The 15,182-nt window shown below is 57.2% G+C and carries 10 protein-coding genes; 2 read left to right on the top strand and 8 right to left on the bottom strand.

The window, feature by feature from the left end:
• Positions 1-41: 41 nt before the first annotated feature.
• The 5 genes from AB4Y71_RS04900 to AB4Y71_RS04880 all read right to left on the bottom strand — a co-directional run bounded on the left by AB4Y71_RS04900 (position 42) and on the right by AB4Y71_RS04880 (position 9,018).
• Entirely contained in the window at positions 42-1,529 is a 1,488-nt protein-coding gene (locus AB4Y71_RS04900) for a sensor histidine kinase (RefSeq protein WP_441718349.1), read from the bottom strand.
• 9 nt (positions 1,530-1,538) lie between these two features.
• Positions 1,539-6,347: an NAD-glutamate dehydrogenase gene (locus tag AB4Y71_RS04895; RefSeq protein ID WP_441718346.1), complete on the bottom strand. Its 4,809-nt coding sequence runs from the start codon at positions 6,345-6,347 to the stop codon at positions 1,539-1,541.
• A gap of 110 nt (positions 6,348-6,457) precedes the next feature.
• Positions 6,458-7,705: a hypothetical protein gene (locus AB4Y71_RS04890; RefSeq protein ID WP_013349434.1), complete on the bottom strand. Its 1,248-nt coding sequence runs from the start codon at positions 7,703-7,705 to the stop codon at positions 6,458-6,460.
• Positions 7,702-8,364, bottom strand: coding sequence for a hypothetical protein (locus AB4Y71_RS04885; RefSeq protein ID WP_134779868.1), 663 nt, complete (start codon positions 8,362-8,364; stop codon positions 7,702-7,704). The genes AB4Y71_RS04890 and AB4Y71_RS04885 overlap by 4 nt, the downstream gene beginning before the upstream one ends.
• 93 nt (positions 8,365-8,457) lie before the next feature.
• Positions 8,458-9,018 (bottom strand): hypothetical protein, encoded by a 561-nt coding sequence (locus AB4Y71_RS04880; protein ID WP_441718343.1) that lies wholly within the window; start codon positions 9,016-9,018, stop codon positions 8,458-8,460.
• Positions 9,019-9,140: 122 nt separating this feature from the next.
• On the opposite strand from AB4Y71_RS04880, the gene AB4Y71_RS04875 reads away from it, so the two are divergent.
• Positions 9,141-9,863 (top strand): LysM peptidoglycan-binding domain-containing protein, encoded by a 723-nt coding sequence (locus tag AB4Y71_RS04875; protein WP_441718340.1) that lies wholly within the window; start codon positions 9,141-9,143, stop codon positions 9,861-9,863.
• Positions 9,864-9,906: 43 nt separating this feature from the next.
• Positions 9,907-10,428 (top strand): Rv3235 family protein, encoded by a 522-nt coding sequence (locus AB4Y71_RS04870; RefSeq protein WP_441718338.1) that lies wholly within the window; start codon positions 9,907-9,909, stop codon positions 10,426-10,428.
• Here the strand turns inward: AB4Y71_RS04870 and secA are convergent.
• From secA to hpf, 3 genes are all read right to left on the bottom strand, one after another.
• Positions 10,425-13,070: a preprotein translocase subunit SecA gene (gene secA / locus AB4Y71_RS04865; protein WP_102597446.1), complete on the bottom strand. Its 2,646-nt coding sequence runs from the start codon at positions 13,068-13,070 to the stop codon at positions 10,425-10,427. The two genes, AB4Y71_RS04870 and secA, sit on opposite strands and share 4 nt — an antisense overlap.
• A gap of 133 nt (positions 13,071-13,203) precedes the next feature.
• Positions 13,204-14,376 carry a winged helix-turn-helix domain-containing protein gene (locus AB4Y71_RS04860; RefSeq protein ID WP_441718334.1) on the bottom strand — a complete coding sequence of 391 codons (1,173 nt, stop codon included), beginning with the start codon at positions 14,374-14,376 and terminating at the stop codon, positions 13,204-13,206.
• 23 nt (positions 14,377-14,399) lie between these two features.
• Positions 14,400-15,098 (bottom strand): ribosome hibernation-promoting factor, HPF/YfiA family, encoded by a 699-nt coding sequence (hpf, locus tag AB4Y71_RS04855; protein ID WP_441718332.1) that lies wholly within the window; start codon positions 15,096-15,098, stop codon positions 14,400-14,402.
• Positions 15,099-15,182: the final 84 nt, after the last annotated feature.

Here is a 15,182-nt window from a genome sequence, read left to right as displayed (position 1 = left end):
TTGGGCGGGTCTGTCTTTTGTTTTATCTAAGGCCAGCGCGCTTACGAGCTACGGCGGTCTAAGTCCAAAGGCATATCGATAACAACCTTTGTCCCGCCCTTCTCCCCTTGCAGCCAACGGATCTCACCCGAGAGCTCGCTGGTAACCAAGGTGCGCACAATCTGCAGCCCGAGTCCCTCGCGGCGTGGCTCTTCCGACAGCCCGTGGCCATCGTCCTCGATGACAACGCGTAGCCAATCCATGCTGTCTGCGCCCTTATATCGTTCGGCAACCAGGGCAACTTCACCATCGCGCTGCGCCAATCCGTGTTCTACGGCGTTGGTCACCAATTCGTTGATGACCAGTGAGAGTGGAGTAGCCAAATCCGCGTCAAGCATTCCGAATTCGCCTTCACGACGAGTCGAGACACGTTGTTCAGGAGAAGCAATTTCCACGATCAAGCGGAACTGTCGATCCATCAGGTCATCGAATTTCACGGTCTCGTTCAGTCCCTTGGACAAGAAGTCGTGAACCGAGGCGATGGTCGACACGCGCCGCATGGCCTGTTCCAGGCCCTGTTTGCCATCTGCTGAGCTCATCCGACGTGACTGCATGCGCAGGAGCGCAGCGACGGTCTGGAGGTTGTTCTTGACCCGGTGATGGATTTCCCTGATCGTCGCGTCCTTGGTGACCAGTTCTTTTTCCCGGCGGCGAAGCTCAGTCACGTCTCGGCACAACACCAGTGCGCCCCAGCGTTTTGATTCGTTGCGCAATGGTATTGCACGCAGAGACAACGTGACCCCGCGGTGCTCTACTTCAGTGCGCCATGGCATCTTGCCTTGGAGCACCAGGGGAAGGGTTTCATCCACGACACGACGATCACTGACCAGGGCCATCGTCAGATCAGCCAGCGGCTGGCCTTGGAGGACATCGGCGGCACCGAGCCGGCGGAACGCGGAGACCGCATTGGGGCTGGCAAATTCAACGGCGCCATCAATGCTGAGGCGGATGAATCCATCGCCTACGCGTGGTGCACCACGACGAGAGCCGGTAGGACTGGCGAAGTCTGGCCAGAGTCCTTGGGTGCCCATCTGCAAAAGGTCATCGGCGCTTTGGCGGTAGACCAATTCAAGATTGGAAGGAGTACGGGATTGATTTGGGTCAAAGTGGGAAGTGATGACCGCGACGGGTACGTTCTGGCGCACCAATGGAATCGCCTGCACCGTGGTCAGTCCCATGATGATATCTTTGCCGGCTTGTTCAGCCGAGCGTTGCACTTGTTTAGTTTCCCACGCACGGTCCACCATGATGCGCAGATCCTTGCGGATCCGTTCTCCCACGAAGTCGCTGTGGAATGCAGTATGCGAGGTGGAAGGGCGCACGTGGGCCAACGCGATATAGGAACCGTCCCCGGTGGGGAACCAGAGCACCAGGTCTGCGAATGCTAAATCCGAGACCAGCTGCCAGTCCCCCACCAGCAGGTGGAGCCAATCCTCATCACCGGGCGCTAGTGCAGCACGTTGACGTAGTTCTTCAGTGATGAGGGCCATTGGCGGTGTTTACCTTCGAACGATGGAACGCAAGAGACGAAGTGCCACGGAAAGGGACGCCATGTCATCTCGTTCCAGGCTGTTCACTTCCGCAAACATAGTCTTCGCACGATCAAGGTTAGCCGCGTTTGCTTCCTCCCACGCAGCAACACGCTCTGCAGGATCCGCAATATCGCCGTGTGCATCCAAGATGTTACCGGTCAGGTCAATGATCGTGGTGTACAGATCATCGCGCATCGCGGCACGGGCCAAGGCCTGCCAGCGATCCGAACGCGGCAGGTGCGTGATGCGGTTCAGCAGGCTGTCCACGCCGAACTGGTCGTAGAGCACGTAGTAGGTTTCTGCGACCTTGACCGGTGCGGTCTCGGTGCGGTGCACATACTCTGCCACGTCCAACAACGCATAGGACTCGAACTGAGTGGCCCACATGCTGGCACGACGCTCCGGAATGCCCTGGCTCATGGCCTCTTCACGCCACTGCTCGAAACGCTCCAGGTCGGTACCGCGAACCAGGGTCGGCAGTGCCTCGCGCAGTTCGGTTACCGTGGATTCGTAGCGCTTGACCGCTTCGGTCACCAGCAGGTCCTGGTCAACCCGGTTGATGAACCAGCGGGTAGCGCGATCCAGCAGACGACGCATATCGTGGTGCTGGCGTCCCCAGTGCTCCAGGTCGGTTCCCGCAGGCTGCGCGTTGATTGCATCGAATTGGCGTTCGAAACCATAGATCTCACGCAGTGCGCAGAATACCTTAGCGATCTGGCCTTCGCTGGCACTGGTTTCTTCCATGGCACGGAAGACGTAGGTAATGCCACCAATGTTCACGATATCGTTGGCGATGACGGTTGAAATGATTTCACGGCGCAGCGGATGGGATTCGAGTTGATCCCCGAAACGCTCCACCAGCTTGGCCGGGAAGTATCGCTTCAGCGTCTGGGCGAAGTATGGATCATCAGCCAGATCAGATTCGCTCAGCGCATTGGCCAGCTGGATCTTCGCATAGGCTGCCAGCACCGCAAGTTCCGGCGTGGTCATCGCTTCGCCTGCAGTCCGGCGTGCTTCGAGCTGTTCCGCACTTGGCAAGAATTCAAGGCCGCGGTTCAGATCTGCATGCTTCTCAAGCCACTGCATCAAACGCTCGTAAGCCGGCGTCCAGGTCAGCGCCGCGTGCTTTTCGTTCAGCAGCAACACGTTCTGCTCGAAGTTGGTCTTCAACACCAGATCACCGATGTTATCGGTCATCGAGAGCAGGAACTCAGTGCGTTCAGCCTCGGTGAGGTTGCCCGCCTTGATCTGGCGGTCCACGAAGATCTTGATATTTACTTCGCGGTCCGAGGTGTCCACGCCAGCAGAGTTGTCGATGGCGTCGGTGTTCAGCAGGACGCCATTGCGTGCCGCCTCGATACGGCCAAGCTGGGTCATGCCCAAGTTTCCGCCTTCGCCTACAACCTTCACCCGCAGATCAGCACCGTCAACGCGGATGGCGTCGTTGGCACGGTCACCGACCTGGCCGTGAGTTTCGGCCGCTGACTTCACGTAGGTACCAATGCCGCCGTTGTAGAGCAGATCAACTGGTGCGCTCAGGATGGCCTTGAGCAGTTCGTTAGGGCTCATTTTGGTGGTGCCGGCATCCAGTCCCAGAACCTCGCGGACCTCGGGGCTGATCGGTACGGACTTCAGGCTGCGCGAGTACACGCCACCGCCAGCCGAGAGCAGTTCCTTGTTGTAGTCTGCCCAGCTGGAGCGCGGCAGATCATACAAGCGCTGGCGCTCATCGAAGGCCACCTGGGCGTTCGGGTTTGGATCAAGGAAGATATCGCGGTGGTCAAAGGCTGCCACCAGCTTTACCGTCGGGGTACGGCGCAGGCCATTGCCGAATACGTCACCGGACATGTCGCCCACGCCAACGGCGGTGAACTCGTCCTTCTGGGTGTCGACGCCCAGTTCGAAGAAGTGACGCTTGACTGACTCCCAGGCACCGCGTGCGGTGATGCCCATGCCCTTGTGGTCGTAGCCCACCGAGCCGCCCGATGCGAAAGCATCGCCCAGCCAGTGGCCCTTGTCAGCCGAGATCGAGTTTGCGATATCGGAGAAGCTTGCGGTTCCCTTATCGGCAGCAACAACGAGGTAGGAGTCATCGCCATCGCGACGCACCACGTTGGCTGGGGCTTCGATGTGTTCGCCGTTTTCGTCGGTGACCATGTTGTCGGTCAGTTCCAGCAAGGTGCGGATGAAGACCTTGTATGCGCCCTTGCCTTCTTCCATCCATGCACCACGATCATAGGCAGGATTAGGAAGCTGCTTGGCGTAGAAACCACCCTTGGCGCCAGTTGGCACGATCACGGAGTTCTTGACCATCTGGGCCTTGACCAGGCCCAGGACTTCGGTGCGGAAATCTTCTCGGCGATCGGACCAACGCAGGCCACCACGGGCAACTGCGCCGAAGCGGAAGTGGGTACCTTCAACTCGTGGCGAGTAGACCCACAGCTCGTGCTTCGGACGTGGGAACGGCGCAAAGTCGATTTCTTCAGGAGCCAGCTTGAAGGCCAGCGCCTGATGGGTGGTGAAGTAATTAGTGCGCTTGGTCGCTTCGATGACCTTCACGATGCGGCGCAGCAAGGTGTCAGCATCCAAGGTTGGCACCGATTCGAGCGCTTCAGTGATCTCGGCGTGAGCCTTTTCGCGTGATGCCTGCGACGCTTCGGTGCTCAGCTGCGGATCGAAGGTCGCCTTGAAAAGCTCCACAATGGCGTGGGTGACCGCGGGGTTGCCCACCAAGGTGTTGGCGATGAAGTCGGTGGAATTAGGAACACCGAGCTGCAACAGGTAGTGAGCGTAGGCGCGAAGCATCGAGACTTCTTCCCACGAAAGTCCCTCGTGCAGGACCAGCGCGTTCAGGCTGTCGGACTCAGCTTCATTGCGCACCACTGCGCAGTAAGCGTCAGCGAGCTTGCTTTCCACGGACTTGAAATCGATCTCTTCATCGATCTTCAGACCCATGTCGTAGATGTAGCGTTCGCCGATTCCTTCTGGATTCAACTCATATGGGCGCTCATCAACGACTTCAAGTCCCAGGTGCTGCAGAACTGGCAAGATACGCGAGAGCAGCAGCGGCTTGGTGACATAGATCTTCATGCGCTTGGAAACAGGAGAATCTTCGTCCTGCTTCTCGTCGTCGTAGAAGGAGACTACCAGGCCATCGACTTCTGGCTCGTTCAACTCGGTGAGCAGGTCGATGTCCTTCAGCGCATCTTCAATTTCGAATTGCACCTTGTAGGAAGCCGGGAAAGCTTCGGCCCATGCGTTGGACAGCGTGTTCGCGTCGCCAAGTTCCAAGCTCGCGCGTGCGGTGTCGATAATCGCATCGGACCAAGAACGCACTGCCTTGGCAATGCGATCTTCCAGCCCCTTGGGATCAACTACCGGGGCCAAGCCATGACGCTGCAGGCGCAGGCGGTAGAACAGTCGAACCAGTGCACCGGCACCCAGCTGCGCTTCGTATTCAACGGATTCAGCGTTGAAGCTACGCTGCAGTTCCTGTTCGATGCGCAGGCGGACTGCGGTGGAGAAGCGGTCGCGTGGCAGGAATACCATGGCGGTGACGAAACGGCCGTAGTCATCCTTGCGCAAGAAGACCGAGGTACGGCGGCGTTCCTGCAGGCGCAAGATGCCCAGGGCGATCTTGGTCAGCTCGTCGACGGAGATTTGGAACATCTCATCGCGCGGGTAGCTTTCCAGGATGGTGGTGATGTCCTTGCCCGAGTGGGAGTCAGGCGCGAAACCGGTGTGCTTCAGCACGGCTTCAACCTTTTCTCGGACCAGCGGAACGGTCTTCACGCTGGAGGTGTAAACGCTTGAGGAGAACAAGCCGATGAAGCGGCGTTCGCCGTTGACGTCACCATTGGCGTCGAAGCTCTTGACCCCAACGTAGTCCAGGTACACGCCACGGTGCACGGTGGAACGGGCGTTGGCCTTGGTAATGATCAGCGCGCGCTTGTCACGGGCGGTGATGCGACCACGGCGGGTCAGGTGCTGTGGACCCGGGTCCGCCAGATCACGCATCAGGCCCAGGCCACTGCCGGGGCGAGCAACTAGGACATCTTCGCCATTGATGGTGTCCAGTGAGTAGTCGCGGTAACCCAGGAAGGTGAACTTGCCGTCAGCCAACCAGTCCAGCAGTTCTGATGCCTGCTGTAGTTCTGCGATTTCTTCAGCCTTTGGCGTCTGCGGAAGGCTCTGGGCGATGTCTTTGGCGCGATCGAGCATTGCTGGCCAGTCTTTGACAGCTACGCGTACATCGGTCAGAACGCTGTACAGGCGTTCGACGAATTCCTTGGCCTGCTCATCGCTGAGTTCGCGAGCAAGCTCAACAGAAATCCATGATTCGATGCGGGTTTCGGCACCGGCGGAAATCAGCGAGCTCAGATCAGATAGCGCGGCGGTGTCGCCGCTGGCCACGTGCTGCAGACCAGCGTGGCTGATCTTGGTAATTTCTCCGGTTTCGGTTTTGCGCGAGACGACGAAGGTTGGATGCACCACGAGCTGAATCGGTGAGTTCAATTGCACCAATGCGGCCGTGACGGAGTCAACAAGAAATGGCATGTCATCGGTAACGATGTGCACCACTGAAATTCCGTTGTTGCGGGTAATGGCGACATTGGCGGTGTCCGCGTCGCGCTGATACCCAATTTCCAGGTGTGCTGCCACGCGAGCTTCGAGTTCGTCGGGCCGATAGGCCGCCACGTCTTCGGTCGCAATTTGGCCATAGTACTCGCTCACCAATTTCGAGGTGAGTGTCGCATCCATGAATGATTCTGACATGCTGGATTCCGACGAGTTCAAATGAACGCCTCCAAGAACAAAGTTCGACGAATCCGCGCCTTTGCGGATCTCTAGTTTAATCCACATTACCCGGTTTTCATCGCTAGGGTTCAAGCTTTGGCGCGAAATCGACGACTAGTCTGATTCTTGGGTGAATCCGTGGATTTTATGCCTGCCAAGGACCGTATTTCGGTACGCAATGAACACCGAGGGGCGATTTCGAGTAAAGGACTTCCACCGAGCACCGACGCGTTGCATGATGCGCTGTCATCGGGCAAATATCCAGCGATTTCTCGCGTCGGGCCAAAACGGTCCCACGCCTCAATCAATCGGCGTTTCGGACTGCGACCGGTGCTGCCGGTGCCCACCCGATTGAAAACAATTTTTGACTTCAGTCCGGGTAATGCTTCTTCAAGTTCATCTATGGCTCGCAAGGCTCGCGGAATTCCCACGCTGTCGGCCCGCACGATCATGAACAGCTCGTCGGAACATTGCAGCATCTCCACGGTGACAGCGTTTCGTTGCGGCGCTTGGGTATCGAAGCTGAGTTGTTCATCGAGTTCAATGTATGGGGCCAAATCCAACACCACGATGTCATGGTGTTCTCTGAGCAGCATTGACGCGCGGCGCAGTGCTGAGGCTCGAACTTCTGGCCAGCGACTGGCACGCGGGATTCCGGTCGCAACCCGCATGTTCGCCTCCCCGACCTGGACCATGGAGCATGCGGCGTTGAGCCGGGCTACATCCACCGAGCCTGAATCGATCACCCGGCAAAGCTGCGCGATGGATGCCGATTCTTCCATCAGGCCAAGCTGGATCGCGATGCTGGCCGCATAGGTATCAGCATCCAGCAGCACCACATCCAGGCCTGCTTGCGCGGCTTCCACCGCGTAATTCAATGCCACAGTACTGCGTCCCGGAGATCCCGGGGCACTCCAGAAGCTGACGATCTTGCCATTGCACCCCGTTGATACATCGTCTAGTTCGAGCTTCTCGCCGGTTGCGCCAGCGGCGGGACGAGTCAGCGATTGCACAGTTGATGAGATGCGTTCTTCCAGCTCGACCATGGCGACGGTTGCAGGTAAATGCAGAACGTCGGGTAGGGGCTGCCAATTTTCTGGGCGTTCGAAGAACAAGACCACTGCGGTTTGGTGCATCAGCAATTCATCGATCTGTTCCATCGGCGGTACCAGTTGCGCATCAGAAACCAGCAATACGTCAGCCATGCCGGTATTGCAGGCAGCGATTGCTTCTGCAATATCAGAGCAGACGCGTGTGACCATCATTTCCCCGCGGTAGCTTTCGATTTGCCGGACGATTTTCTCTTGGTCCCCGAGTACTACTACCGAGATGCTCATTGTTCTGTGCCTGCGGGGTTGAAGACGACGATGATTCGAGATTCATTGGCTAATGCTTGGAGCAATGGTTCGAGCTGGTTCGGTTCGACCAGCAGTTCCAAGTTTGTGCCGTGGGTGCCAACCAGTCCCCCTCCGCTTTCAACGCGGGCCGCGACTTCGACCATGGAAGAGAGCTTTTCTGGCACCTCATAGGTGTTTCCGCTGGATTCGCGCTTCGCGATCCATACGTCGACAAAACTTCCCGGAGTGATCGATGAGGAAAGATCTGCAGGAAGCTCAACGTTGATCGGCCTGCGCGAGCCAAGTGCACTGTTGGTAATAGAGGTGACCGGGATCAGTTCGCCGGCACTAATGAAGGTATTTGCCCTGGCTTCTTGGCCTACCGGCATGTCCACATGCAGATAGTTTTCCAGAGTATCCCCTAGCTGGACTTCTTGGGTTTTCATATTCTCAGCCGTCAGTTGTTCCCCGAGGGTGATATTGCTGCTTGCCACGTACACCGTTGAGGTCTGGTGCAATTCACCGACCAAATAAACGGTGCCGGCAACAGAGGCAATGACCAGCACGGCACCGAGTGCAAGGCGCGGATCTTTCCAGCTAGGCCGACGCACGCGTGAGGCAGATGGGGTTCGCGTTTCCTGTGGGCTCTGTTCTGTCATCAAGGCTTCGACCTTCCGCCAGCATAGGTGCTTATGGTTGGTGAGCCTACGACAACTTAGTCCAGCTGAAAAGACTTGTTCTAGATTTGTGGATCATGAAAGGTGCTTCGCTTCGACCCATCCAATGGCTTCGAGCGGAATCAGGAGTTGTGTTGAAACTTGTTGGGATCTGGCATATTCGTCGCGCGGGTGCACCAAAATCATCAAGAAATCTTTGGCTACCTGAGCCAAGGTGCCCTCTGCCAGGCTTATTCCGTCACGGCTGAAGATTTGGCATCGGGCGCGATCTCGAAGCAATCCGCGCAGCACGCTCGAGAATTTCACCGAACGGCCCGCACCGTGCTGATCGGCAATTGGCACCTTGCCTGGCGGAAGGGCCAGTGCTTGGATCGCGCTGCACCGGATCACCCATTGGGAATGCTCCGTTTCGAGACAGATGTAGTCGGCGGCGCAAGGACCGAGCTTGGCGCGCAGTTCTGTTCCGCCAGATACCCGCAGTGCTATTTCATGTCCTGAAAAGCGCACCAACGTCGGGAGCAATTCGGCGGTGGCCCGTTCAATCCTGATGTTTTCCGCGATTTCTTCACGCAACTGCGCTTGGCTTTGCTCATTTAGCTGAGCTTCCAGGTCGTCGAAAAGCGAATCCCACCGCATGCGCCCACTGTACGAGACTAAACAGTTTTACGTAACCCTATTCACAAAACGCACTTTAAGTGCCACTATAAACATCAAACAGCATCAAATGACATCAAAACACACCTAAGGAAGTGGATCGGATGTCTCGCCAACAACGAATACTCATCTTCGCGCTCTTCACAGCAGCATCATTGGTCATTAGCTATGTGGGCGTTGCATGGATCGCCGAGTACATCCAGACCGCTGACAACGGCCGGTCCATAACCGATCGCATCAAGCTTCTGCTCAGCGTTTCCTTGCTGTCTCTGCTCACGCTTCATCTGCTGCGTTTGGCCTTAGCCAGGCTGATTCGCTGGGCCTTTACACACAAGAAACGCAAGCTCTCGCGCCTTTTCCAACGGATCGCACCCGGGCTGAGCAAGAAAGTTCTCGGATCATTGCTTGGAACGTCAATCGCGTTGTCCTCGACCACCGGGGCATATGCCATCCAACCGGTATCCATCGACCAGGCCCAGAGACTCGTGGAAAACCACGACCACCAGCTTGCAAATTTCCCCAATCCGCAACAGGCCTCGGTACCCAGCCCGCAATGGTTTCCAGACTCCATGAGCATTCCGATCGACAAGCTGGTCTCGCCCGGTGCCACAAATCCACGCCAACGCGTGCAGCACCGCCCCGAAGTCGTTGTCGCCCCGGGACAGAACCTATGGAGTATCGCCGCGGATCACTTGGGAGTTCAGGCGACAGCGGAAGAGATCTCGGCATATTGGCCCAAGATCTATCAACAAAACAAGAAATCCATTGGTACCAATCCAGACCTCTTGCCCATCGGAACCGTGCTTGAACTGCCACCAGCGCATTAGGCGGGCTTGCACCGCAAAGTAACTACGAAGGAGCCACTCCATCATGAGCACGATCGCCATCAGCCCACGAAACGCCAACACCGAGTACTACCGCCCGGACTTGTACACGACCGATCGCCCCGAGCGTTCCCAAGCCGCCGCTGCCCCCGTCGAAACCTGCCCTGCGCCTGCCCACTTGCGCCGAGCCTTGGATCATATCTTCCATCGCTCCGCAGTCCAGCGTGCCGAGCACCGGGCCATCATTGAGATCTCGCATGCCGTTGCCCGCGCAGTGTTTGAAATCCTAGCCGGCTACCGCACAGTAAATCAGCTCGCGTTCGTGATGGAACCAGCATGTATTGCCAAACTGAGGCGCCGGGCCTTATTGGAAACCTGCCAGTACACCCTTGAACCACTGCCAGGCACGGCGCACGGGCAGATCATCTCCTTGCACCTGGACCGGTGCATTTCTGGTTCGTGGGAATGCGCCGTCGTCTTGGGCTTTAAATACCGCGTCCGTGCCGTGGCCCTCAAAATTGAGCCATGGCACGGACGGTGGCAGGTTACTGACGTCGAGCTGATCTAGCCGCGCTTCGCCTTCTTTTTCTTCTTAGCACTTTCGGCCTGGGCCTTCGTGGTGCTGGCCTCGCCATCCTCGTCAGGACCGGTGAACTGCAAGTTCTTAGGCTTTGCTGATTCGTCGATGGCTGGCGCTGCGGCTGCTTCGCTACCCGATGGAATGTCCAAGTTGAACAGGGTGCCGATGCTTTCTTCGCGGATCCCTTCCATCATGGTCTGGAACATGGTGTAGCCCTCACGCTGGTATTCCACCAGTGGATCACGCTGAGCCATGGCACGCAGGCCGATGCCTTCCTTGAGGTAATCCATCTCGTACAGGTGTTCCTGCCACTTGCGTCCAATGGTCGAGAGCACGACCCGGCGCTCCAGATCACGCATGGTGGAAGGACCCACGAGCTTCTCACGCTCCTCGTACTGGTACTGGGCATCCGAGAGGATTTCACGTTCCAGGAACTGCGCCGAGAGATGTCCTACGCCGCCAGCTTCTTCCACGACCTCGTCGAGGGTAATGCCGATTGGGTAGAGCTGCTTGAGGTTGGTCCACAACGACTTCAGCTCCCACTCATCGGGGTCGCCGACCTGAGTTGCTTCCAGCACCATGGCCTTGACCACGTCTTCCAAGAAATGACCGACCTTTTCTTCAAGGTCATCGCCTTCCAAGATGGAGCGGCGGTCAGCGTAGATCGCTTCACGCTGGCGGTTCATCACGTCATCGTACTTCAGCACGTTCTTACGCTGTTCAGCGTTAACGCCTTCCACCTGAGCCTGGGCAGATTCAATAGCGCGGGAAACCATCTTGGATTCCAAAGCCACATCTTCTGGCATCGATGGGTTATTCATGATGCGTTCAGCCATGCCGGAGTTGAAGCGGCGCATCAGATCATCGGTCATCGACAGGTAGAAACGCGATTCACCCGGGTCACCCTGACGGCCAGCACGGCCACGCAGCTGGTTATCGATACGGCGCGATTCGTGGCGTTCGGTGCCCAGCACGTACAGGCCACCAAGCTCGGCAACTTCCTTCGACTCAGCAGCAACGGTCTGCTTGGCCTTGGCAAAGACCTCGTCCCAGACGGTGTTGTACTCTTCTGGGTTCTGTTCCGCGTCCAAGCCACGGCGTTCCATCTCGGCCACGGCCAGGAATTCTGCGTTGCCGCCGAGCATGATATCGGTACCGCGACCGGCCATGTTGGTGGAAACAGTGACAGCGTTCTTGCGTCCGGCCATAGCCACCACGGCGGCTTCGCGAGCGTGCTGCTTGGCGTTGAGCACTTCGTGGCGGATGCCCTTCTTGGACAGCAGCCGGGAGAGGTATTCGCTCTTCTCCACGCTGGTGGTACCCACCAGGATTGGCTGGCCAGTTGCGTGGCGCTGGGCAATATCCTCTACCACTGCGTTGAACTTGGCGACTTCATTCTTGTAGATGTAATCAGACTGGTCCATGCGGATCGCTGGCTTATTGGTCGGAATCTCCACCACGCCGAGCTTGTAAGTGCCCATGAATTCGGCAGCTTCAGTCTGCGCAGTACCGGTCATGCCAGAAATCTTTGAATACATGCGGAAGTAGTTCTGCAAGGTAACGGTAGCCAGGGTCTGGTTCTCCGCCTTGATCTCAACACTTTCCTTGGCTTCGATAGCCTGGTGCATGCCCTCGGAGTAGCGTCGACCAGCCAGCGCACGGCCGGTGTGCTCGTCAACGATCATGACTTCGCCGTTGACGACGACGTAGTCCTTGTCCTTCTTGAACAGTTCCTTGGCCTTGATGGCATTGTTCAGGAAACCGATGAGCGGGGTGTTGTTTGCTTCGTAGAGGTTATCGATGCCCAGGTAGTCCTCGACCTTTTCGATGCCCGACTCCAGCACGCCAATGGTGCGCTTCTTCTCGTCGACCTCGTAGTCGTCTTCACGCTTCAGGCGCGAGACGATCTTGGAAAATTCGGTGTACCAGCGGTTCACGTCCCCTGAAGCCTGCCCGGAAATAATCAACGGGGTACGGGCTTCATCAATCAGGATGGAGTCAACTTCATCGACGATCACGAAGTTATGGCCGCGCTGGACCAGCTCATCCTTGCTCCACGCCATGTTGTCGCGCAGGTAATCGAAGCCGAATTCGTTGTTCGTGCCGTAGGTGATGTCAGCTTCATACTGCTTGCGACGCTCATTAGGCTTCTGGCTGGAAAGGATGCAACCGCAGGACAGTCCGAGGAAGCGGAAAACGCGTCCCATCAGGTCCGACTGGTACTGTGCCAGGAAGTCGTTGGTGGTCACGACATGGACACCTTTGCCGGTCAGCGCATTCAGGTACGCCGGTGCGGTCGCGACCAAGGTCTTACCTTCACCGGTACGCATTTCAGCGATGTTGCCCATATGCAGGGCCGCACCACCCATCAGCTGAACGTCGAAGTGGCGCATGCCAAGCACGCGGTCCGAGGCTTCGCGAACGACCGCGAAGGCCTCCGGGAGCAGGTCATCCAACGTCTCGCCGTTAGCCAAACGTTCGCGGAACTTGTCGGTTTCACCCTTGAGCTCTTCGTCCGAAAGTTCGCGAATTTCGACTTCCAACGTATTGATCGTGTCGGCGTACTTACGAAGAGTCTTCAGAATCTTCTTGTCGCCGGTACGCAAAATACGTTCTAGCAATGATGCCACGTGGTAGCTCCCAATATCTCAAGCACAGTAATTTCTGGCGTCTTTAGTCTACGTGAGGAAAACAGCACATCTTGCTATTTCAATCTCGTTTGGTCTGTTCTCATAGCGAACAGCTGTTTGATCAACAGGCCTTTCACAGCCCTATTTCCACTTGGTCGAGTTCCAACCAGCGCGCCATGCGTTCCAGCTCGGCACGCAACTCGCTTTCAATGCTGCTGTCAACGCCCGGCTCATAATGCACCTGCTTGGCGTGCAACACCGATCTGCTCCGGTCAGCTTTCAGGTCTACCCGGCCAACAAATTCTTCTCCATGGAGCATTGGGAAAACGTAATAGCCGTAGCGGCGGAGCTTTTCCGGGACATAGATTTCGATACGGTACTCGAAGTCGAAGAACTTCTCCAACCGGCGGCGGTTGAAAACCATGGAATCGAATGGCGAAAGCAAACGCAGATCGCGGTCGATCTTGCGTGGAATTTTGGTTCCGGCCTGCAGATAGCACGGTTCGGAAATGCCCTGAATCTGGACTTCTTCAATAAGCCCGTCGAGGGCTTGCGCAGCAAGTTCTTCCTTGGCCTCACGTATCGGCAGGCGGAAATACTCGGCGACACAGTGGGCGGTCGCCACACCGAGGGCCTTCAGTGCGCGCGCGACCAATCGGGTCAGGGCTTCATGGCGGTGCGGTGCATCAATTTCCGGTGGCAGCTCCACAACGTCGCCGGCCAGCGCATAACGGCGTTCAAACTGGGAGTTGCGTCCCAGGGTCAAAATCTGCGCTTGTGCGAAGAGGGACTCGGTGACGTATTTCGTGTCGTTCCAGTTCCAACCCCAGTGGGTCTTCACTTCAACCGGTGCCACATCCAGCGCTTGGCTGATTTGCCGGGCACTGGATCCGGGATGCTCCTTAAGGTACTGCATAACCCGAGCCGAGAGTTCGTGCTGCTCGGTGCTGAACCCGGCAGACCTGTCATTCCAGGTTCTTCGCTGCCACACCCTCAGATCCTGGATCAGTTCTGCGCTGATCACCGAGGCTTCGTGAGCCCAGTATTCGGTGATGGGGCTGCGCGGCTTAGCCAAGAGCTGGTCCAGCGTGCTGATGTCATAGGCACCCAGCCGGGCAAATATCGGCATGTAGTGTGCCCGGCGCACCACATTGACCGAGTCGATCTGCAATTGCGCAATGCCATCGATGGTGTTGACGATTTTCCGTGCGGTGACGGGTTGTTCTTTCCGGCTCTTGGACAGGCCTTGGGCGGCCAACGCGATTCGTCGAGCCTGTTTGAGGCTGAGAATGCGGTGGCCGCCCAAGCTAGTGGCTGTTGTTCCGATGACTAGCCTTCGGTTGCCATGACTTTGTCACGATAGCCACGAGTTTCCTTGGTGGCTTCTTCGTTGGAGCTCAGCGATGGGTCCAAGGAGATGACTCCGTACTGGTACTGGGTACGACCGTAGACCACAGCATGCTCACCGGTGGCTTCATCGATGAACAGGTAGAACGGGTGTCCAACCAATTCCATGCGATCCACTGCATCATCAACGCTCATCACTTCAGCTGGGAAGGACTTGCGGCGAATGACCACTGGCGAATACTCGGCGTTTTCCTGAGCTTCAGCTGCTTCCGCGGCCTTCTGGGCTTCGATGGTTTCTTCAACCAGCGACTTTCCACTGGAAGCGGTTGGAAGGCTGCCGGTAGCCTGGTGGACAGCGACCGGGGTGTGGTTGCCGCGGTGAACCTTGCTCTTATCGCGTGCCTTGCGCAGGCGTTCAAGCAGTTTAGCGAACGCGATGTCGAAAGCAGCGAACTTGTCAGCGCCACGAGCTTCAGCTCGAATTGCTGGGCCACGGCCAACGACAGTCAATTCAACGGACAGTGCAGTGCTCTGATCACGAGCGTGTGCTTCTTTGAGGACCTTGACGTCGATACGCTGTACTTTCGTAGCCAGCTGGTCAACCTTGGTGATTTTCTCATCAACATACTCCCGGAAACGATCCGAAATGGTGATGTTGCGTCCGCTGTAGTTCAGCTCCATGGTGTCCTCCAATAGAGAGTCGGGTGACACAACAGTCCGAAAATTCTTTCTCTTCGGACTGAAGATGGGCTTTTCACTGCATCT

This window comes from Glutamicibacter sp. MCAF14 (assembly GCF_052114325.1).
GTDB classification, from domain to species: domain Bacteria; phylum Actinomycetota; class Actinomycetes; order Actinomycetales; family Micrococcaceae; genus Glutamicibacter; species Glutamicibacter arilaitensis.
The sequence above is the reverse complement of the archived record's forward strand: the minus strand, read 5'-3'. Positions and strand labels throughout refer to the sequence as shown.